The organism is Massilia sp. CF038, from assembly GCF_900129765.1.
Lineage (GTDB): Bacteria > Pseudomonadota > Gammaproteobacteria > Burkholderiales > Burkholderiaceae_D > Telluria_A.
This window is the reverse complement of the sequence record NZ_FQWU01000001.1, coordinates 1,518,208-1,538,768: the sequence shown is the minus strand read 5'-3', so window position 1 is coordinate 1,538,768 and position 20,561 is coordinate 1,518,208. Positions and strand designations below refer to the sequence as shown.

Sequence of the window (20,561 nt, the reverse complement as noted above, 5' to 3'; positions counted from 1 at the left end):
GGGTCGGCCTTACTTCAGGTATAACAGTTCGTCAGCATGATCGCAGAAGTATTGCGTGAGATATTCCAGCCGGTCGAGGTCGCCGGAAAACGCATGCTGACCTTCCTGCGCCGCAGTGAACCAATGCTCGAGGTCATCCGGGTAGGCGCGGAAGGCGGCCATTTGTGTGCGCAAGGAATCGGCTTCCGCCACCAGCCCCACCTCGGTAAAACCAGCGACAATTGCAGCGAACTGCTCGTCGCTCACGTTTTCAAAAGCGCCCCAGCCATTGAACTGGCATTGCGCTTCCCAGTCGAACAGATACGCCAGCAGCAGGTAGCCATGCGGAATATCGGCAACAGGCAAGCCTGCACGCAGAATCAGCGGCGCCAGCGCGCTGAAGGTATCGAGAATGGTCGGCCCATGGTCGATCGTCCAGAATGTCAGTGGCAATTTCTTGTGCGGGAAGACGCTGGCTGCCTTCTGCAGCAGCGGCACCATCGCTGGCGGAATCTGTTTCATAGATAAAAGGCCTCCTCCGCTGGCGCCACAACCAGGCCAATTTTCTCAAGCAGGTAGCCGACGCCTGCGGCGGGTAACACATAGGCATAGCCGACGATCACACAGTAAAAGCCGAGTAGCATCGATATGGCAAATTCAGGCACCAGCGAAGCCCAGTCATGGGTGCTGAAGACTGTGCGTATCGAAAACAAGGCAAATACGAGAACGATGATCACGAGCGCCATCAGGAATGGCGCGAACAGCCACCATTTATGAAACGAATCGAACGTCGAGCGCCAGCTGATGTAGAGCAGGATCCCAATCGTGACAAGCAACGGTATGGCACCCACCGCCATCGAGACCTGGATGAATTCGCCCATTTCACTCCGCCCCCCCAGTTGCCCCAGAACGAAGGCGGCCAGGGCTGCAATGAAGGGCAGGAACAGCATCGTGCGCAGGTAGTTTATCTTTTTCATGGACCAGGAAACGAAATAGCTTTCTTCACTCAATGTCAGGCGAGAGTGTGTGCGCCAAGTATGAGGCCTTGTGGTGTATTGATCAATCGACTATATTTTCCAAACCACGAACACACGAAGGAAAACCTTGGAACTTCGCAACGCCACGGCCGCTGATGCACCGGCCATTGCCGCCATCTATAACCACTACATTCTGAACACCACCATCAGTTTCGAGGAAGAGCCGGTCACGGCGCCTGTGATCGCAGCCCGCATCGCCGAAGTCCAGGCCGCCGGACTGCCCTGGCTGGTCGCGCTCATGAATGGCGAACTGGTCGCTTACGCCTACGCCACAAAATGGCGCGTGCGCGCCGCCTACCGTTTTTCGGTGGAAAGCTCTGTATATGTCGCGCAGAACCGCGCTCGCACCGGGCTGGGCAAGGCGCTCTACCGGGTGCTGATCGAACGCTTGCGCACAGCGGGCGTGCATTTGGTGATCGGCGGGATTGCACTGCCCAACGAACCGAGCGTGGCTCTGCACGAAGCGATGGGCTACGTGAAAGCGGCCCACTTTACCGAAGTGGGCCGCAAATTTGATCGCTGGATCGATGTCGGTTACTGGCAGTTGAAGCTGGGCGACTAGAAGGTTTCCCAGTCGTCGGTGGCCGCCACCAGGGCTTTTCTGACTGGCCGTGTCGCAGCCGGCGCCAGCGGACGCGCACGGGGCGGCGGTGGCGCGCTCACTTCCTGGTCAAGCCGGAAGGTACTGACCACGCCCGCCAGATTGGCTGCCTGCTCCTGCAGCGATGCTGCCGCCGCGGCCGCCTCTTCCACCAGCGCCGCATTCTGCTGAGTCACCTGGTCCATCTGGGTGACCGCGGTATTGATCTGATCAATGCCGCTGCTCTGCTCGCGCGTGGCCATGCTGATCTCGCCCATGATGTCGGTCACGCGCTGAATGCTGGTCACAATGTCGCCCATGGTGGCGCCGGCGTCATTCACCAGGCGGCTGCCTGCATCAACCTGGCTGACCGAATCGTCGATCAGCTTCTTGACTTCCTTGGCGGCCGCTGCCGAGCGCTGCGCCAGGCTGCGCACCTCCGCTGCCACCACCGCAAAGCCGCGTCCCTGGTCGCCCGCGCGTGCAGCTTCCACCGCGGCATTCAGGGCCAGGATATTGGTCTGGAAGGCAATGCCGTCGATCACACCAATGATGTCCACAATCTTGTTGGATGAGGCGTTAATCGCGCTCATCGTGTCGACCACCTGGCTCACCACGGTGCCGCCTTTGACGGCCACGACGGAGGCCGATTGCGCCAGCTGGTTGGCCTGCTGTGCATTTTCCATGTTCTGGCGCACAGTCGAGGTCAGTTCCTCCATCGATGCAGCGGTCTCTTCAAGCGAACTGGCTTGTTCTTCCGTGCGCGCCGACAGGTCGAAGTTACCGGTCGAAATTTCCGCCGAGGCTAGCGCAATGGTATTGGTGCCGGTGCGTACCTGTCCGACGATCTTGACCAGATTGCCATTCATGGCTTGCAAGGCGGTGAGCAGCTGGCCGGTTTCGTCGCTGCGGTCCACCTCGATGCGACTGGTCAGGTCGCCGCCAGCGACCGTTTGCGCCACCGTCACCGCTTGCCGGATCGGGCCGCTGATACTGTCCGAGATATACACGGCCACCGCGATGGCAACAATGGCCGCCAGCAGGGCCGAGATCAGCATGGTTCGCCGTGCTGCCGTGGCCGTCTCGACACTGGACTTGACCTGGCCAACGGCGATGTCGTCATTGAGTTTCTTGATCTGGTCCAGCCCCGCCTCGGCCTTGAGGAACAGTGGCCGCGATGCGTTGTATTCTTTATAGAAGGTGACGAACAAGGCCTTCTGCGTCGCTTCGTCATTGTTTTTCACCATGGCCGCCATGGCCGCGCCCACCCTGGCTTCGACGGCTTTCCAGGCATTCCAGTCGAGCACGAACTGCTTCCACATTGTTGCTTCTTCAGCCGTTTGCGGCAGCGGTTCGTACTGCTTCCAACCTTGTTCAATCGACGCCCAGCCGCGGGTGCGCTGGCGCAGCGCTTCGTCGAACCGGCCCGGCGTCTCGTAATCGTTTTCCGCAATGGCTGCAGTCAGGTCACCTGCGGCAACCGCCGTCTGCCCTTCACTAATGACCAGCAAGCCCTGAATGGACGGCAGCCGCACCACGCCAATTTCATCGACCGCCGCGCTGACGTGGTTGATGCCAAGGTAGCCGCTGAGGCCGATGACCACAAGCGCGGTCAACATCACCGCCATCAGCACCGCAAGTTTCCACTTGATGAGCAAGTTCTTGAACATGTTTCCCCCGTACGGTGGCAGACAAGATGACAGGCGGCAATGCCGGCTGGCCTATTGTGCCTACGAACGAATTCAAGCGCAACGACCGTCCCAATCATGCAACATGCGGCGCATGCGTGCGCCGCATGCATCCACACTATGGTTGCTTTTTCCAGTGCGTCATCAAGTCGCGCAAGGCTTGCGGCTTGTTGATGGGATTGCCCAGGTCATTCAGGGTCTTGCTGTTGATTCCGTGGCAGCTGGAGCAGGTGCGGATTTCTCCGGGCGCGAAACTGGCCCAGATCCGCTCGCGCACCACCGGCTTGCCGCTTGGGCTGGTCATTTGCCAGCTCAGCGCGCGGCCGGCCGGCACAAACGCGGCCATTGAACCATCGTTGGCAATCTTCACGCTGCCAGGTGGCCCGCCCGGATTGGGCAAGTTCTGCGCCATCAGATTTGGTTGCATGGGGGCGTTGTGGATTGGCTTGGCGTACACCCTGCGGCCCGGATTGGTGCTGTAGCCGCGCGTCAGATCGCCCTGGAAGAACTGCATGTGCAGCACGTCGTACACTTTGCCTGCCGTCGGCGTACTGACCACGCCACCCGCTGCAGCGACGCGCAGGTTGTACGGTTGTGCGATGTCGGCGCGGTCGCGCTGTGTGACATTGCGGCTCACCACCAGCGCCAGGTTGTTCTTGGTCAGCCAGGCGCGCAGGGCCGCTTCGTCCACGCCCTCTTCCGTGAGCACCTGTTTTTCGATGGCTTCGGTCTGCATGCCCACCTTGGGCGGCCGCGCACGGGCCACCACTTCCACCACGTCGGTCTCGTTCAGCAGACCGTTGTAGCGGTGCGGCGTGGCGTCATCGGTCCAGAAACGGATGTCCTTGACGATGCCGCCGGTCAGCGGATCGCCCGCGATGTAGTCCGATCCGCCCGGATTTTTCACCATCGAGCGCAGCCGGAATACATAGCGTGGCGCCAGTTTCAGGGGGTCGGTCGAAGTTTCGGCATTGAGGCGATATTCGCTCGTGTGTGAAGCGAGCATTGCCCCATTGGCCAGAATCAGCGGGTTGCGGTAGTGCCCTGTCATGCTTGCGGTTTTCGGGTTCTTGCCTTCCGGGTCGTTGTCCAGCGTGGCATTGGTGTAGTCCTTCATCACCACGGTTTCGGGATTGACACCCGGCTTCATGGAAAACTCGATGATGCGGCCCGAGGCCTGGCGACCGAATTCCTTGGCGTAGGTGCCGTAGTAGGTGCCGGGCCGGCGCGCATCTTCGCGCAGCTGGAAGAAGCCCGAATCGGCCGTCACGGTATCGCGCATGGCAGCGTTGGCGCTGAACTTCGACATCAGGTAGGACAGGTTGGCGTCATCCTTGAAGATCCCTTCCAGGTAGGCGCCGCCAAATTCCTGGCGCCCGACGTGGTTCATGGTCTCTTCTTCCGAACCATCCTCGTTCACCTGCCACATCATGAACTGGTTGAAGTCGTGCAGCTGCTCGTTCGGGTCGCGCGTCGGATCCTGGGCATGGCGCGCTTCGGGGAAGACGTCGTACAGCAGGCCGGTGGCGTCGGCAATCGGTTTGCCATTGCCGTCGAACTTGGGCGAGACCACTTTGGCTGCGGCCGGGCTTTCGTCGGCAATGTCGTAGGGCTTGTAGCTGCCGCCGCCGTAACGGTCGATGTCGGCCTGCTGGTCGCGCTTCAAGTGATCCCACTTGGTAAACAACACCCGCCCATAGCTGTCGAGATACAGATCGAACACGCCACTGGGCGCGTGCTGGATCATGGTCAGCGCGGCGGTATTCGTGTTGAGCTTCCAGATGCCGGTGTTGGTGGCCACGTTCTCGTATTCGTCCAGCTGCGGATAGGTGTGGGTCATGCCATACAGCGGCGCATCCGAGGTGAAGATGATCTGGTCGTCGCTGCCGTAAATCGGCGAGGTATTGTTGTAGGCCGGCTGGTTGGGCACCTTGGTGATGACAGCCGTCTGCCCCCGTCCCAGATTGCTCACCTCGTACATTTGCCAGGTGCGCGAAACGACCTCGTATTGCTTAGTCGGCCCGCCCACCAGCATCGAAAAGATGGCCTTGGTGCCGCTCCAGTGCACGGTTGGCTGGCGCACCGCAATGGCTTTGGCGCCGCCCTGGATGCCGCCAGAGGCCACGCCCCAGCCGGCTTCCTGGGTCAGGTTGCGCAGCACCCCGTCCGAATAGCGCAAATACAGATCGCCACCGCCGACCACATCAGCAATGCTGGTGCCATGGTTGGCGAAGGTGTTGAGTTGATGCATGAAGCCGGTGCCGGGCACGCTGGTGACGAACATCACCGTCGCGCTGCCAATGTTGGGGGCCGGCTCCGGGATCGGACTTTGCCCTGGCGGCGTGTCCGGCACTGGGGTGGGCGTGGGGGTGGGGGTGGGCGTCGGCACGGACGAGGTGGGCGACGGCGCCGGCGCCGGCGACGGCGCCTTGCCGCCACCACTGCCGCCACAGGCCGAAAGTAACGCGGCGGTAAGTAGTGCCAACGGCACCGCAGACTTCATATTCAATGACCAGACTTCCCCACGACCTGAACCCATCACGCGACTCCCTTAAATTAATTCATTTTGGAAACATCGCGGATCATAGAGAGCTTGTGATTACCGATTGCTTACCGATAAAAACTATCGGTCAGCCATTGACTTGTCGTGTCACAACAACAAAATTATCGTTTTTATCAGAAAAGTGACTATGTGAGTATTTACCACGCATATTTTTGTATAGCCTGTCGAACGTCGGCCACATTCGCATCAAAGCGTCATCAGGCCGTCATGTACAGCTTCTAGAATTCGTACGTACAAGCAGCGTCCGAGTTCCATTTACCCAGGTAACCACCATGCCCGAAAAGTCATTTGCCTTTGGAAGTGTTGTCCTCGCGATCGTGTGGGGCACCTTCTTCTATCCACCACCACCGCCGCCTGCGCCCCACAGCGAACCGGCTGCCACGCGCGTGTCCGCGCTTCCCCCTGGTGCGGTCAATCCGGCCGCCCCAACCGTTCTGAGGTAACGCCATGCACGCCCAAGCCCTCGTCCTGCCGGTCCGTCTGGAATTGCGCTTTGCCCTGCTTCAAAATAATCCGGCGCGGCTGGCCATGGTGTCGGACGCGCTACGCGGGCTCGATGGCATTGAAGCGGTCGACGTCAGCGTCGCCACCGGGGCCATGCAGATCCAGTACGACGGCAGCGTCGGCAACCAGCACCGGTTCTGGGACAACGTGGAAGCCGTGCTGGAAGCGCACCACCTGTATCACGACCAGCGTGCCGCACCGCGCACGCACCGATTTGCTGGCCTGCCAGTGCGTCAAATGGTCAAGCGGTCCGCATTGAAACTGGTGGCTGGCTGGCGCTGAAACAGGGACTGCGGTATCCGGGGAAAATGGCTTGGCTCGTCCACCTTGCAAGATTGGACAGACCAACCTAAAATCAGCGCTCACCTCCACGCTGCCCCGGACACCCTCCCCGATGAAAAAGACCGCTGCCCTTCAAGACGCCAATCAGGCTGAGCCACGCCTGTATCGAGTCGTCGCCAGCCGGATCCAGGAACTCATCGAGCAGGAAAACATCAAACCCGGAGAACGGCTGCCTTCCGAGCGCGACCTTGCGGCCAAGCTCAGCGTCAGCCGCACCTCCTTGCGCGAAGCACTCATTGCTCTTGAACTGGGCGGCATCATTGAAGTGCGGGGCGGTTCAGGCGTCTATGTCAGCGAGCAGGCCGCGGCCGAGTCCGACGTGCTCGAGGTCGGCCCCGGTCCATTTGAAGTGCTGGCCGCGCGCCGCATGATCGAAGCCGAAGTGGCCGCCATCGCCGCCAAAATGGCCACCGATTCGGCCATCGACGCCATTCTTCGCGCCGTGCTGGAGATGGAACGCGATCACGACGACCGTGGCGCCAACGAAATGGCAGACCGTAACTTCCACCTGGCCATCGCCCGGGCCACCGGCAACAGCGCGTTGGTCGGCGTGGTGGAATACCTGTGGAACCAGCGTGGCACACTGTGGCACAAGCTCAAAGAACATTTCCAGACTGAAGAACTGCGCAAGCAGACCCTGCACGACCATCGCGCCATCCTCGAAGCGATCGCCTCGCATGATGTGGCTGGCGCACGCCAGGCCATGCGCGCTCACCTGGAACGCGTCACCCGCACGTTCTCGCGCGGCTAAGCCGACCCTGGGAGCGCAGCGGCTCGTCCAGATTGCAAAAGTGGTCCAACCAAATTAGAATTGGTCTGTCAATCCTGACCGATCCATTCTGGGGACCACATGCACCGTCTCGCACTTCTGCTGTCATTCGTCTGCAGCATTTCGGCGGCGCATGCCGCGCCAGTTCGCGTCATCCTGGTGGGCGATTCCACCATGGCTACCCGCACCGGCTATGGCGACGCACTGTGCGCCCGCTTCGATCCTGCGGTCACCTGCATTAATCTCGCACGCGGCGGGCGCAGTTCCGGCAGTTTCAGGGCGGAAGGCCGCTGGGATGAGGTGCAAACCCTGCTGGGTGACGGCGTGGCCTACCGTGCCAGCTATGTCCTGATCCAGTTTGGTCATAACGACCAGCCGGGCAAACCCGGCCGCTCGACCGACCTGGTCACCCAATACCCGCACAACATGGCGCGCTACGGCGAAGAAGTGCGCGCGCTGGGCGGCATACCAGTGCTGGTCACCCCGCTGACCCGGCGCTCGTTCCAGGGCGCCTGGCTGCATGACGATCTGGCGCCATGGTCTGCCGCAATGCGGCGCGTGGCAAAGGAAGGCAAGTTCGATCTGCTGGACCTGAACGCCGTGAGTGCAGCAGCCGTGCAAGCAATGGGCAGCGCCGAAGCCGACACGCTGGCCGCTGCGCCGCCGCCTCCCGCGGGCACCCCGCAAACCGCGCCGTCAGCAGCGGCGGCCGAACCGAATGCCACACCAAAAAGCGTGTTTGACCGCACCCACCTTGGCGCCAAAGGCGCTGCACTGTTTTCAGCGATGGTCGCTGCCGAACTAATACGCGTGCGGCCCGAACTGGCAGCGTCGCTGCGCGCACAATGAAGCGCGCCGGCTGGCTTCTGGCCCTGTCACTTTGCACGGCGGCACACGCGCAACTCGCCGATGGCTGGGCCGGTCAGCAAGGCGGCACCAGCGGCGGCGGGAGCGCGACGGCCGTCATCGTGTCTACCCCGGCACAGTTGCGTGCCGCGCTGGACGGCGACGCCCGCGTGATCCAGATCGTGGGCGTGATCGACCTGCGCGACGGCCGCCCGTTTTCCAGCAGCGCAGACCAGGCCCGGCGTGGCGTCATTCGGCTTGGCAGCAACCGCACCCTGGCCGGCATTGGCAGCGGCGCGGGCCTGATCAACGCCAACGTCGTGGTGGCCAAGGCGCACAACGTCATCATCCGCAACCTGAATTTCCGCAATCCCTGTGATGTGGGACCGGTGTGGGATCCGCAGGACGGTGCCAGGGGAAACTGGAACTCGCTGTTCGACGCGATCACCGTGTCGGCGTCGACCAATGTCTGGATCGACCATAACAGCTTCACTGACGCGCCAGCGGGCGACGAGCGCGCGCCAACTGAAAACGGCATGCTCAAACAGTGCCACGACGGCGCGCTTGACATCAACCAGGGCGCCGATCTGGTCACCGTGTCGTACAACCGCTTTGCCCTGCACGAAAAAAATGCACTGGTCGGCTCCAGCGACAAAGCCACTGGCGACGCAGGCAAACTGCGCGTCACCTTTCACCACAATCTGTTCGAGAACGTGTCGGCGCGCGCGCCACGCGTACGCTATGGCCAGGTCCACCTGTACAACAATTACCATACCGGTGACCGGCACCACCCCGTCTACCGTCACGAATACAGCATCGGCATGGGCAAGCAGGCAGACGTCATTGGCGACGCCAACGCTTATGACATCACCGGCGCGCGGAGCTGCACCGACGTGGTCCACAGCTGGAACCTCGACTCCTCGTTCACCGATCGCGGTTCGATCCTGAATGGCGCCGCGCTGGCCGGCTGCACCCATCCGTCCGCGCCTGCCTGGCAGGTACCCTACCCGTTCGAGCTGTTGCCGGCCGCGCAGGTTGGTGCGCACGTAAAGGCGCTTGCGGGGGCCGGCAACTGGCATATTGACCAGCAGGCCGACAGCGCCATCACCGGTGTCGCCGCCGGCGCGATGCTGGCACTGCCCGCAAACGACTTTTACATCGAGGCGCGCCTGCGTGCCTTTCAGCCTGCGGGCCAGATGTATGTGACGGAACGCCAGGACGACAACAACTGGCGCGGCGCGGGGCTGGTGGCTGAAAATGGCGTGCTGCGCATCGAAATCGTGCAGATGCGCGGCGGTGTACTCACCCGCATCAAGCAGGTACGCCGCGCACAAGTGAGCACCTTTGACTGGTACCGTCTGCGCTTCGAGGTCAGCGGCGCGCTGATGACGGCGTACGTCGATGGCGAAAAGGTGACCAGCGCAATCGACCCGGCGCCGCCGCAGCAGCGCGGCACGGCTGCCTTCTACAGCAAGGACAATGCCTTCGCCCTTGACAGCATGGCCGTTGGTCCGGCGTCCGACAAACCGGCCAGAATCAGCCTGGCAGGCACAGCGCCACTCATGTTCGCGCAGGCTGGCGACGCGCCGCTGCGCCTGCCCGTCAGTGCCGTGGGGCCGGATGGCGCAACTGCCCTGCCCTACACCGCAACGTCGAGCGACCCTGCGGTGGCCACCGTCGAGCGCGACGCCAGCGGTATCGTGATCAGAGCGCGCCAGGTGGGCAATGCGCAAATCGAACTTGCCGGTGCCGGTGCCGGCCGCACGCTGACACTGCAGGTCGGACCGCGTTTTGTGAAGCCGGCTGCCAGCATGAAGGCCAGCGTCGAACCACCCGCGGGCAAGCGCGACGTGCCGGTCGATACCTTGCTTCGACTGCGATTTGCACAAGCCCCGTCGCTTCGAACGACGGACTCGATTCGTATCTTCCGAAAACGCGATGGCGCTCTGGTGGACGTGTTACGCGCCGTGGACGAAGTAGCCAATATCGGCACTGCTGCCAACCCACGCTACCTGCGCGGCAATCCAGTGCACATTGATGGCAAGGAGGTACGCGTCAAACCGCACGCGGGGGTACTGGAATACGACACCGAATACGTGGTGGCGGTCGGCGCAGGCATGTTCGACGGCGGCGGCGGGAGCTGGTCATTCCACACTCGAAAAGCCCGTCCCAGTGGTGCAACGCTGACTGTCGACGATGATGGACCTGCGGACTTTCGCACTGTTCAAGGTGCACTGAACCATGTAATGACGCATCTGCCGCGCGCTGCGCCAGCGTGGATCAGCGTCCGCAACGGCACTTACGACGAACGACTGTACTTGCGCCACAAGGACAACCTGACCATCCGCGGCGAAAGCCGCGACGGGGTTCTGATCCACACGCTCAACAACGAATCGATGAACGCTGGCGCCGGACGGGCATTGCTTCTGGCCGAATATGCGGACTTGCTCGCGCTTGAGAACCTCACCCTGCGCAATGATACGCAGCGCCGCTACAGCCCATCGGGCCAGGCCGAGACCGTACTGTTTGACAGCGACACGGGCCGTCTGATCGCCCGTAACGCGAGCTTCATCAGTGAACAGGACACCTTGCAGCTCAAAGGCTACGCGTGGTTCTACCGCGCGCTCGTTGCAGGCAATGTGGATTTTATCTGGGGCGCGAACCGGGTCGCCCTGTTCGAGCAGAGCGAGATCCGCTCTGTTGGCGACAGCAGCGGTGCGGCCAGGGGCGGCTACATCGTGCAGGCCCGTACCGTGAGCGCGGCTGACAAAGGCTTTGTCTTCCTGGACAGCACACTGACACACGGCGCCGGACCGGCGGGCAACGATGTCGAGCCAGGCAGTACCTACCTGGCGCGCAGCCCTGGAACCGCCAGCACATGGGACAACGTTGCCTTCATCAACTGCAGCATGGATGCGCACATCTCCGCCGATGGCTGGGCTGGCAGCGGCGCGGCGCGTGAGCCCGCGCCGCATCCCGCACCGGATAGCAAGATGGGAGGCTGGCGCGAGTTCGGCAGCCGCAACCTGGCCGGAAAAGCGCTCGACCTGCACCACCGCAAGCAGGGGCGCCTGCTCAACGCGGACGAGGTAGAAGGCGAATATGACAGCCGCGCAGCTATCTTTTCGGCCTACGATGGTGGCCGCGGATGGAATCCGCAGCCTTAGCCGCTCACTTGCGAAGGTGGATGGTCAGGAAACGATCGATGGCCTGCACGGTCGGTGTCAGCCACGGATCGAACAGCCAGAATGAATGCGGTGTACCCGGCAGCACAAGCACTTCACTGGCCACGCCGTTGTTGCGCAACGATGCGACCATCTCGTCACGTCCCACCGAAAAGCGTGGTTGTGCGCTGCCAATGAACAGCACAGGCGGCGTCGCGGGTGACACATAGAAAATGGGCGATGCTTCACGCCACAATGCGCTCTTCTCCGCATAGCGTCCGCCAAACCAGGCACCTGCCGACGACGGCTTTTTGCTTGGGTCGTCTTCATGCAGCCTGGCCTGCTCGGACGTAAAATCGGACAGACCGTCAATATTGACGATCGCTTGAACGCCGCTGCCAGTCACACCGACCAGGCTCGCAATCTGACCGCCCGCGGAACCACCGGCCAGGGCGACGCGCGCGGCATCGATCCCATGCACAGCGGCGTTGGTACGCAGCCAGCCGAGCGCGGCGCGCACGTCATCCACGGCGGCCGGATAGCGCGCCTCCCCGGACAAGCGATAACTGACCGTGGCCGCAGCATAACCGCGCTGTGCCAGTCCGATTGCGAGCGCGGCCAGATTCTCGCGCCGGCCATTGCGCCAGCCACCGCCATGGACCAGCACGACCAGTGGCGCCGCGTTGCTGCCGGCGGGCCGATACAAGTCAAGCTTGAGCGAGCGTGCATACACCAGATCCCGCTCGACCCTGACGTTCTCGGGCAGGTCCCGGCTGGCGATGCGGATGAAAGGATATTGCGCATGCAGCTTGGCGAAGGTGGTCTCGGGTGTGTAGTCCCCACCACCAGCGCAGCCGCACAGCGACAGTGCCAGCAGCAGCGCCAGTCTCACTCTGCCACTCCTGCGGTGAAGCGCACTTTGCGCGTGAGCGATTGACCCGGCGCGAGCAGGGTCAGGCCGTTCCGTACCGGCCCACCCGGCATGTTGTGGGCATTGATCATATGGTCAACCGGCTCGAAGCAGAAAAAATCAGCGCCAGGCCGGGTGTACACGATGTAGTACGCCATGTGGGTGCGAATCCGCAGCTGCATACTGCTTTCGGGCCAGACGATACGCGCTTCCCCATCCCAGCCGCTGAAGATATTGTCGATCGCGCGCTCCGGCAGGCGGCGCGGCATGTCGAAATTCCAGTCTTCGGGAATGGCGATGCGGTCCGTTGGCAAGCCATCGTCGCCACGCGCCCATGCGGAACAGGCGCGCGCGCGCAAGGTCACGCCAGCCGTCCGTGGCAACCACGGATGCAGGCCCAGACCAAATGGCAGAACCGCGGCGCCGCAATTTCGTACGGCCAGTTCCACTTCCAGTGTCTTGCCGCGCAAGATGTAGCGCAAATGGGCACGGTACGCGAACGGCTTGCCGCTGCTGCGGTCGAGCTGCAGTTGCACAAAGCTGTCGTCGCGTTCTGTGACCGTCCAGCTGTGCTGGAATCCTTCACCGTGGATGGGATAGGCCTCGCCCGGCCGGTTTGGCGCCAGCGCGATGGTACGGCCATCGAACACAAAGCCGCCGCTGCCAATACGGTTCGACCAGGGCACCAGGGGAAAGCAGGCCAGTTGCGACGGTGTTGGCAGCGGCGCGCCGCGCAAGTCATCCAGACCGCGCAGCACAGGCAGAAATTGGCCATCGATCAGCGCATCAAGGCGTGCCAGGCCACCGCCAATCGACGGCAGCACCAGCGCCTTCAGGTGCGCGTTGCGCAGCGCGATCTGCTGCACGGCAGGCCTAGCGGTACTTCGGTCCATCCAGCAGGAACTTGCCGCCCTGGTAGATGGTGGTGATGTCATCGGCTGCCGGGAATTCGGACGTATCCGGGAACAAATCGTTGAACTTGGTGGAGCTGTCCTTGGCCTTGAAGCCCAGGTGTGCGGCGAAACGGTTGTCCCACCACTTGCCGTCGTTATCGGACACGCCAAAGGCGATGGTGTGACCGACACGCGGCGCAAACAGGCAGCAGCGCAGACATTCAACCAGATCGTCGTAGCTGAAATAGGTGGTCATCATGCGCTTGTTGATTGGCGCCGGGAAGCTCGACCCAATGCGCAGGCACACAGTCTCGATCCCGAAACGGTCATAGTAGTAGCGCGACAGCGACTCGCCGAAGCATTTGCTCACGCCGTACATGCTGTCAGGCCGGGTCGGCATGCTGGCATCGACCATATCGGTGGTCTTGTAGTAGCCAACTGCGTGGTTCGAACTGGCAAACACCACGCGCTTGACGCCAGCCTTGTGGATTGCCTCGTACAGATTGGCGACACCAAGGATGTTGGCTTGCATGATGTCGTCAAAATGCGCTTCGGTCGAAATGCCGCCAAAGTGCAGCACCGCGTCCACGCCCTCCATCAGCGCGAGTACCGCGGCCTTGTCAGACAGGTCGCAGCGCACGACTTCTTCGCCATCGCGCGCTTCGCCCATGTCGGCCAGGTCGGACAGGCGCACAATCGTGGCCCAGGGCTTGATGCGGTCACGCAGCACCTTGCCAAGGCCGCCCGCGGCGCCCGTCATGAGGATGCGTTTGAAAGGTGTAATCTGAGTCATGTCGGTTCCTTGTTTCGATGTCAGGTCACTGGCGCAGGATTGAACAGCGTCAGCGCATTATGCAATTTATGGTGTTCGGCCCAGGTTTTGCGGCCACTGGCGACGTCCAGCATCAGCTTGAACATCTCCCAGCCCACGTCTTCGATGGTGGCGCTGCCGCTGGCGATGCGCCCGGCGTTGATGTCCATCAGGTCGTGCCAGCGACGCGCCAGATCGTCCCGCGTGGCGACCTTGATCACCGGGACCGCCGCCAGACCATACGGCGTGCCGCGGCCCGTCGTGAACACATGAATGTTCATGCCGGCTGCCAGCTGGAGGGTGCCGCAAATGAAGTCGCTGGCCGGCGTGGCCGCGTAGATCAGCCCTTTGCGGGTCAGCTTTTCGCCGGGGGAAAGCACGCCCACAATTGGCGACGAACCGGATTTGACGATCGAGCCCATCGCCTTTTCAACGATATTGGACAAGCCGCCAGCCTTGTTGCCAGGCGTGGTGTTGGCGCTGCGGTCCACCCCGCCGCGCACCAGGTAATCGTCGTACCACTGCATCTCGCGCACCATGGCCGCTGCCACGTCGGCGTCGGCTGCGCGCGCAGTCAGCTGGTCGATCCCGTCGCGCACTTCGGTCACTTCGGAGAACATCACCGTCGCCCCGGCGCGCACCAGCAGATCGGTCGCAAAGCCGACGGCCGGATTGGCGGTCACGCCCGAGAAAGCGTCGCTGCCACCGCACTGTACGCCGACCACCAGCTCCGAAGCGGGACAGGTTTCGCGGCGGCGCGCGTCCAGCACTTGCAGGTGGCGCTCCGCGGTCGTCAAGATTGACTGGATCATTGAATCGAAGCCCACGTGCTGTTGATCCTGCAGACAGACCACGGCCAGGCCACTTGCGTCGGCCGTCGGTGCCGGGCCGATCGGGATCGAGCCTTTTGGGAACAGGCGCGTAGGCGGCAGCTTCTCGCAGCCCAGGCTGACGACCATCACCGCGCCGCCAAAATTGGGGTTCTTGCTGATATTGCGCAGCGTGCGGATCGGCACCTCGGCGCCAGGGGCATCGATCGCCACGCCGCAGCCGTAGCTGTGCTCCAGGCCCACGACGTCGTCCACATTGGGGTAACGCGGCAGCAGTTCATCCTTGATACGGCGCACGGCAAAATCGACCACGCCCGACACGCACTGCACGGTCGTGGTAATGGCCAGGATATTGCGGGTGCCGACGCTGCCGTCGGCGTTGCGGTAGCCTTCGAAGGTGTAACCTTCAAGGGGCGCCGCTGGCGCCACCAGACGAGTACCCACCGGCAGATCGTCAAGCCCACGGGCCGGCGGCATGCGCAGCACCTTCTCCGAAATCCAGCTGCCCTTCGGCAGGGCGCAACTGGCGTACCCGATGGTGACGTTATAGCGGATGACCGCATCGCCCTCGGCCAGATCGGTCAGCGCGACCTTGTGGCCCTGCGGGACGTTTTCGATCAGCGCAAGGCCATCTTCGAACACGGCGCCGGCCGCAAGCCCGCCGTCGTTGACGACGATGGCGACGTTGTCGTTATCATGCATCCGGATAAAGCGGGCGCGTTCGTTTGTGGTGGTCATCTGGTTTCCTCTGTATGCATCGAGTATGCCATATAACATTCTTGATTGGCTAGTCCACCTTGCCAATTTGGTCCAACCAAATTAGAATGGACCGACCAAAACGTGTATTTGGCCCAACACAGGACCGCGGTAAGGCACATAATAGATAGCAGCCACGTTCCACGACAACCAACGATAACTCGAGACCACCGTGAAAACACCGACCAAATTGCTGCTTGCCCTTGCCACCTGCGCCCTGTTTGGCAGCGCGGCCCAGGCCGAAGGCCCTTACCGCAACCCCGACAACAAGAATCTCAACGATTTGGGCGAAGGTACTTACCCAGCCCCCTATAAAAAGCCGGATGTGGCCGAAATTGCCGCCGCCCTGCACCGCATTCGCGCGTATCTCGATTCAACCACGCCTTCGCGCGTGATCAACAAGAAGACCGGCGCCGAGATTACGGACTTCAGCGTCCCGAACGCCGACGCCATTGTCGAACCAAGCAGCGGCGACTACGGCCTGCAGGTCTACGAAATGGGCATCGTGCATGCGGGCCTGATCCGCGCCGAACAAGCCACCGGCGACAAGACCTTTACCGACATGACGCGCCGTCACCTTGCTTTTTTTGCCGACAAGCTGCCCTACTTCCGCGCGCAGGAAGCGCAGTTTCACCTGGAACGCGCCAACAGCTTCTCACGTTTTCTCGATCCGCGCGCGCTCGATGATGCCGGCTCCATCTGCGCCGCATTAATGCGCGCCCGTGTAGCCAAAATCGGGCCGGACATGGCCGCCCAGATCGCCGTGTGCGGCGACTGGGTCGCCAACAAGCAGTTCCGCCTGGCGGACGGCACCCTGGCGCGCAAGCGTCCGCAAGCCATTTCGCTCTGGGCCGACGACATGTACATGGGAGTGCCCGCGCTGGCCGAACTGGGCCGCATGAGCGGCAAGCGCGCCTACTACGATGACGCCGTCAAGAACGTGCTGCAGATGTCGACCTACATGTTCAACAAGCAGAACAACCTGTATACCCACGGCTGGAATGCCAACAACCCGGATGCACCGCGCTTTTACTGGGCGCGCGCCAACGGCTGGGCCGTAATGGCTATGTGCGACCTGCTTGATGTGCTACCAAAGGACCACCCAGGCTACAAGAAAGTGCTGGCCCAGTTGCGCCTGACCTTGCGCGGCGTGGGCGAACTGCAGTCGGGCACCGGCTTGTGGCACCAGATGATTGACCGCACCGATTCCTATCTGGAGACCTCGGCCAGCGCCATGTTCACCTACGGCTTTGCGCGCGCCATCAACCAGGGCTGGATCAGCCCGACCACCTATGGCTCCATCGCGCAGGCGGGCTGGAACGGCCTGTCGGCCCAGATCAATGCCAAGGGCCAGGTCGAAGGCACCGTGGTCGGCACCACCTTCGCCAGTGACATGCCTTATTACTACAACCGCCCAACCAGCGTGCACGCGCTGCACGGCTACGGCCCGACCCTGCTGGCAGGCGCAGAAATCATCAAGATGCTGCAGAACCCGGCCTTCGAGATCGAATTCAAGGTGCGCACCTATCACTACCTGCCAAAGGGTGGCAAGACCGACTACCGCGAACACCACTGACCCCGGGAGACCCAGATGAAATCGACCCTGCTCCGCATTTCCGTTGCTGCGCTGTTTGCCACCCCACTGGCCCAGGCGGCTGACCAGTTGCGCCTGAGCGCCAGTCATGACCTGACGATCGCGCGCCCATCCGAAACCATTACCGTTGCCTGGAGCGAGGTCAATCGCGCCCTGCCCGGCGCGCTGATTCAGCGCCTGGCCGTGCGCGACAAGAATGGCCGCGTGCTGCCGCATCAGGTAACCAACGTGGCGCCACTGGCCAAGGATCCGCAAAATGTCGGCGCCGCTTATGGCGAACTGATTTTCCAGTACAGCTTTGCACCAGGCGAAAAGAGCGCCACCTTCACGGTCGAAAAAACCGACGAACTTGCACCCGTGTTCCCCACCGCGGTCAACGCGCGCTACGTGCAGGAGCGCCTGGACGACTTCGCGTGGGAAAACGACCTGGTAGCGCACCGCACCTACGGCACCGCCCTGGGCGCGCCCGCCCTGCCCGGCTCGGGCAAGGAAGTCCTGGCCAGCAGCGGCATCGACATCTGGTTCAAGCGCGTGAATTACCCCATCGTCGACCGCTGGTACAACAAAGGCCATGACCACTACCATAAGGACGAAGGCGAAGGCATGGACATGTTCAACGTCGGCCAGTCGCGCGGTTGCGGCGGCACCGGCGTGTGGGACGGCAAACAGCTTTACGTCAGCCACAATTACGCATCCTGGAAAGTGCTGGCCAATGGCCCCGTGCGCGCCGTCTTCGAACTGACCTACAACAGCTGGAATGCCGCTGGCACCAGTGTGTCGGAAGTCAAGCGCTTTACCGTCGATGCCGGGCATCAGTTCGACCAGATCGACAGCACCTTCACCTATGACGGCGGCACGCCGCTGACAGTCGCCATTGGCCTGAACAAGGCACCGACCGACAAGAAGCAGACGCCGACCATTGCGCTCACGCGCGAAAAATCCCAGGGCAGCTTGCTGCAGTGGGTCGAGCAGACCAGCAACGGCGCCTTTGGCACCGCTATCGTGCTGCCAGGCGCGCTCGATTTCACCGACGATCCGCTCAACCACCTGGTTCTGGCACAGGTCAGTTCCGGCAAACCGCTGCGCTACTACGTCGGTGCAGCCTGGGACCGTGCTGGCCGAATCACCACCCAACAAGCGTGGAAAGACCTGGCTGCGAGCGTCGCTGCCCGCGCTGCCAATCCGGTACGCGTCACTTTAGCCGCCAAGGACAGCAAATGAGCGCACCTGCCAATCCCGGCCGGCGCACCCTGCTGCGCGCCAGCTCGGCGGCCGGTCTGCTCGCCACAGGAGTACCGGCCATCGCGCAAGCATCCGATCCCTGGCAGCGCGCACAGGCCATCGTCGACAGCTTTGCCAAGCCACTCTCCTTTCGCAAGGAAGACTTCCCCATTACCGCCTTCGGCGCCAAACCTGCGCGCCTGACGAGCATCAAGGGCAATCTGAACGATGAAACCGTCGGCATGCTCGATACCCCGGAACCGGGATCGCCTGACTGCCATGGCGCGATTGCCGCAGCCATCGCGGCCTGCCACAAGGCCGGCGGCGGCCGCGTCCTGATCCCGGCGGGGAACTGGCATTGCGCCGGACCGATCGTGCTGCGTTCAAACGTCCATGTGCACCTGGCTGCCGGCGCCCACATCTACTTCAGCGCCAACCCGGCCGACTATGCGCGCCACGGCGAGTATGACTGCGGCGCCAACGGCAAGCTGGTGCTGTCACGCTGGCAGGGCAACGACTGTCTGAATTTTTCGTCCATGGTGTACGCCCACGGCCAGGACAACATCGCTCTCACCGGGGCTGACTGGACCAGTATTCTCGATGGCCAGGGCGGCTTGCCCTTCGGCGCGGGCAAGGACTGCTGGTGGGACTGGAAAGGCCGTCACCGCATGGGCGCAACCGCGACCGAGATTGCCGTCAATCCGAATAACCCGGTCGAACTGCCGGGCGGCCTGGACCCCGCGCAGCGCGCGCTGATCCAGGGTGCCGGCGAGCGCTGGCGCAGCGATTCGCGCTACCTGCCCGCGTTGTCGGAGGCTGGCGTGCCGGTAGCCAAGCGGGTGTTTGGCCATGGCCACTATCTGCGCCCCTGCATGATTGAACTGATCGGCTGCACCAATGTACTGCTGCAGGGTTACCAGGTACACGCCTCGCCATTCTGGCTGCACCACCCCGTCAACTGCCGCAAAGTCCAGATCAGCAAAGTGAACATGGACAGCATGGGCCCCAACAGCGACGGCTTCGACCCCGAGGCTTGCGACACCGTGCTGGTGGACGACTGCACCTTCAACACCGGCGACGATTGCATCGCAATCAAATCCGGCAAAAACCGCGATACGCAGCATGGAGCCACGCGCAATATCGTGATCCAGAATTGTGTGATGAACAGCGGCCACGGCGCCGTTACGCTGGGTAGCGAAATGGCGGGCGGGATCGAAAACATCTACGCCCAGAACCTTGAGTTCCGCAACATCAACTGGGCCAGCGATCCGCTCAACACAGCGATCCGGCTCAAGACGAACATGAACCGGGGCGGCTTTTTGCGCCACCTGTATGTGCGCAATGTGAGCATGCCAAATGGCGTGGCCACAAACCCCAAGTTTTACCCGCCGCTGCCCGGCTCCAGCATTGCGCCTAACAGCGTCGCGTCGACGGCAGGTGCGGTGATCACCATCGATTGCGACTATGCACCGGCCGATGACAGCGTGCGCACGCGCCCACCGAGCGTATCGGATGTGCACATATCGGGGCTCAAGGTTGGAAATACGGCGAATGGCTTCTCGTGCTATCAGGCGATGGTGCTGCTGGGGCCAGTGGCGGCCAGTTTCAATGGTACTGCTGGCACGTCGATTATGCCTCTATCGAACATCACCGTCACCGACTGCGACTTCGGCACCCCGCGCAATGCGGCGCAGCCATGGTTCCTGCATCACGTCAAATCGCTGGCACTGAAAAACGTCACCATCGCCGGCAAGACAATCACCACTACCCTCTCCGCTTAATCACGACTTCGCGAGGACGATGTTGGCCACCTCTCCACTACCGAGCTATTGCGCCGACCTGGCTCGCGAATGCCGGTAGTAGCGAGACGATCACCACCACCCTCTCCGCATAACCACCACATCGTCCTCGCGAAGGCGGGGACCTATTCCACGCTACCGAAGTTGGTCAGCATGGTATGGGTCCCCGCCTTCGCGAGGACGATGTGGTTCCTGGATATTTTATTCTTCGCCTTCCACTGCTGGTCCTCACAACTAAAAAAGCCCCTGGTTCGCGAGAACCAGGGGCTTTTGTC

General features: G+C 62.2%; 16 protein-coding genes. 8 read left to right on the top strand and 8 right to left on the bottom strand.

What is annotated here, in order from left to right; all coding sequences use genetic code 11:
* Positions 1 to 9: 9 nt before the first annotated feature.
* Both BUC24_RS07080 and BUC24_RS07075 read right to left on the bottom strand, forming a co-directional pair.
* Positions 10 to 501 (bottom strand): hypothetical protein, encoded by a 492-nt coding sequence (locus BUC24_RS07080; protein ID WP_073213359.1) that lies wholly within the window; start codon positions 499 to 501, stop codon positions 10 to 12.
* Positions 498 to 956 carry a hypothetical protein gene (locus BUC24_RS07075; protein ID WP_073213358.1) on the bottom strand — a complete coding sequence of 153 codons (459 nt, stop codon included), beginning with the start codon at positions 954 to 956 and terminating at the stop codon, positions 498 to 500. The genes BUC24_RS07080 and BUC24_RS07075 overlap by 4 nt, the downstream gene beginning before the upstream one ends.
* A 127-nt stretch (positions 957 to 1,083) precedes the next feature.
* Between BUC24_RS07075 and BUC24_RS07070 the strand changes: the two genes are divergently transcribed.
* A complete protein-coding gene (locus BUC24_RS07070; protein ID WP_073213357.1) occupies positions 1,084 to 1,578 on the top strand; it encodes an arsinothricin resistance N-acetyltransferase ArsN1 family B in 495 nt (164 codons plus the stop codon).
* On the opposite strand, the gene BUC24_RS07065 is transcribed toward BUC24_RS07070, so the two are convergent.
* Positions 1,575 to 3,266: a methyl-accepting chemotaxis protein gene (locus BUC24_RS07065; RefSeq protein WP_073213356.1), complete on the bottom strand. Its 1,692-nt coding sequence runs from the start codon at positions 3,264 to 3,266 to the stop codon at positions 1,575 to 1,577. The two genes, BUC24_RS07070 and BUC24_RS07065, sit on opposite strands and share 4 nt — an antisense overlap.
* 136 nt (positions 3,267 to 3,402) lie before the next feature.
* Positions 3,403 to 5,769 (bottom strand): HzsA-related protein, encoded by a 2,367-nt coding sequence (locus BUC24_RS07060; protein WP_178372492.1) that lies wholly within the window; start codon positions 5,767 to 5,769, stop codon positions 3,403 to 3,405.
* A 525-nt stretch (positions 5,770 to 6,294) separates the two neighbouring features.
* Here BUC24_RS07060 and BUC24_RS07050 point away from each other — a divergent pair.
* The 4 genes from BUC24_RS07050 (at position 6,295) to BUC24_RS07035 (ending at position 11,475) form a co-directional block, all read left to right on the top strand.
* Positions 6,295 to 6,633, top strand: coding sequence for a heavy-metal-associated domain-containing protein (locus BUC24_RS07050; protein WP_073213353.1), 339 nt, complete (start codon positions 6,295 to 6,297; stop codon positions 6,631 to 6,633).
* A 112-nt stretch (positions 6,634 to 6,745) separates the two neighbouring features.
* Positions 6,746 to 7,444 carry a FadR/GntR family transcriptional regulator gene (locus BUC24_RS07045; RefSeq protein WP_073213352.1) on the top strand — a complete coding sequence of 233 codons (699 nt, stop codon included), beginning with the start codon at positions 6,746 to 6,748 and terminating at the stop codon, positions 7,442 to 7,444.
* Between the two features lie 99 nt (positions 7,445 to 7,543).
* Positions 7,544 to 8,311, top strand: a complete 768-nt coding sequence (locus BUC24_RS07040) for a rhamnogalacturonan acetylesterase (protein WP_073213351.1) — start codon at positions 7,544 to 7,546, stop codon at positions 8,309 to 8,311.
* Positions 8,308 to 11,475, top strand: coding sequence for a pectinesterase family protein (locus BUC24_RS07035; RefSeq protein ID WP_073213350.1), 3,168 nt, complete (start codon positions 8,308 to 8,310; stop codon positions 11,473 to 11,475). Before BUC24_RS07040 ends, BUC24_RS07035 begins: the two co-directional genes overlap by 4 nt.
* Positions 11,476 to 11,479: 4 nt before the next feature.
* Here BUC24_RS07035 and BUC24_RS07030 read toward each other — a convergent pair whose 3' ends face one another.
* The 4 genes from BUC24_RS07030 to garD are packed head-to-tail and all read right to left on the bottom strand — an operon-like array spanning position 11,480 to position 15,654.
* Complete coding sequence (locus BUC24_RS07030) at positions 11,480 to 12,364, bottom strand: alpha/beta hydrolase (RefSeq protein ID WP_229448069.1); 885 nt, start codon at positions 12,362 to 12,364, stop codon at positions 11,480 to 11,482.
* The gene (locus tag BUC24_RS07025; RefSeq protein ID WP_178372491.1) at positions 12,361 to 13,248 is read right to left on the bottom strand and encodes an aldose 1-epimerase; all 888 of its coding nucleotides are present in this window, start codon (positions 13,246 to 13,248) and stop codon (positions 12,361 to 12,363) included. Before BUC24_RS07025 ends, BUC24_RS07030 begins: the two co-directional genes overlap by 4 nt.
* A 7-nt stretch (positions 13,249 to 13,255) precedes the next feature.
* On the bottom strand, positions 13,256 to 14,068 hold the full coding sequence (locus BUC24_RS07020; protein WP_073213348.1) for an NAD-dependent epimerase/dehydratase family protein: 813 nt from the start codon (positions 14,066 to 14,068) through the stop codon (positions 13,256 to 13,258).
* A 20-nt stretch (positions 14,069 to 14,088) separates the two neighbouring features.
* Positions 14,089 to 15,654 carry a galactarate dehydratase gene (gene garD, locus BUC24_RS07015; protein ID WP_073213347.1) on the bottom strand — a complete coding sequence of 522 codons (1,566 nt, stop codon included), beginning with the start codon at positions 15,652 to 15,654 and terminating at the stop codon, positions 14,089 to 14,091.
* A 190-nt stretch (positions 15,655 to 15,844) separates the two neighbouring features.
* On the opposite strand from garD, the gene BUC24_RS07010 reads away from it, so the two are divergent.
* Genes BUC24_RS07010 through BUC24_RS07000 form a run of 3 tightly spaced genes read left to right on the top strand, consistent with a single transcriptional unit; the run spans position 15,845 to position 20,268 of the window.
* A complete protein-coding gene (locus BUC24_RS07010; RefSeq protein WP_073213346.1) occupies positions 15,845 to 17,248 on the top strand; it encodes a glycoside hydrolase family 88/105 protein in 1,404 nt (467 codons plus the stop codon).
* Between the two features lie 15 nt (positions 17,249 to 17,263).
* Complete coding sequence (locus tag BUC24_RS07005; protein ID WP_073213345.1) at positions 17,264 to 18,487, top strand: DUF4861 family protein; 1,224 nt, start codon at positions 17,264 to 17,266, stop codon at positions 18,485 to 18,487.
* Positions 18,484 to 20,268 carry a glycoside hydrolase family 28 protein gene (locus BUC24_RS07000; protein WP_073213344.1) on the top strand — a complete coding sequence of 595 codons (1,785 nt, stop codon included), beginning with the start codon at positions 18,484 to 18,486 and terminating at the stop codon, positions 20,266 to 20,268. The genes BUC24_RS07005 and BUC24_RS07000 overlap by 4 nt, the downstream gene beginning before the upstream one ends.
* Positions 20,269 to 20,561: the final 293 nt, after the last annotated feature.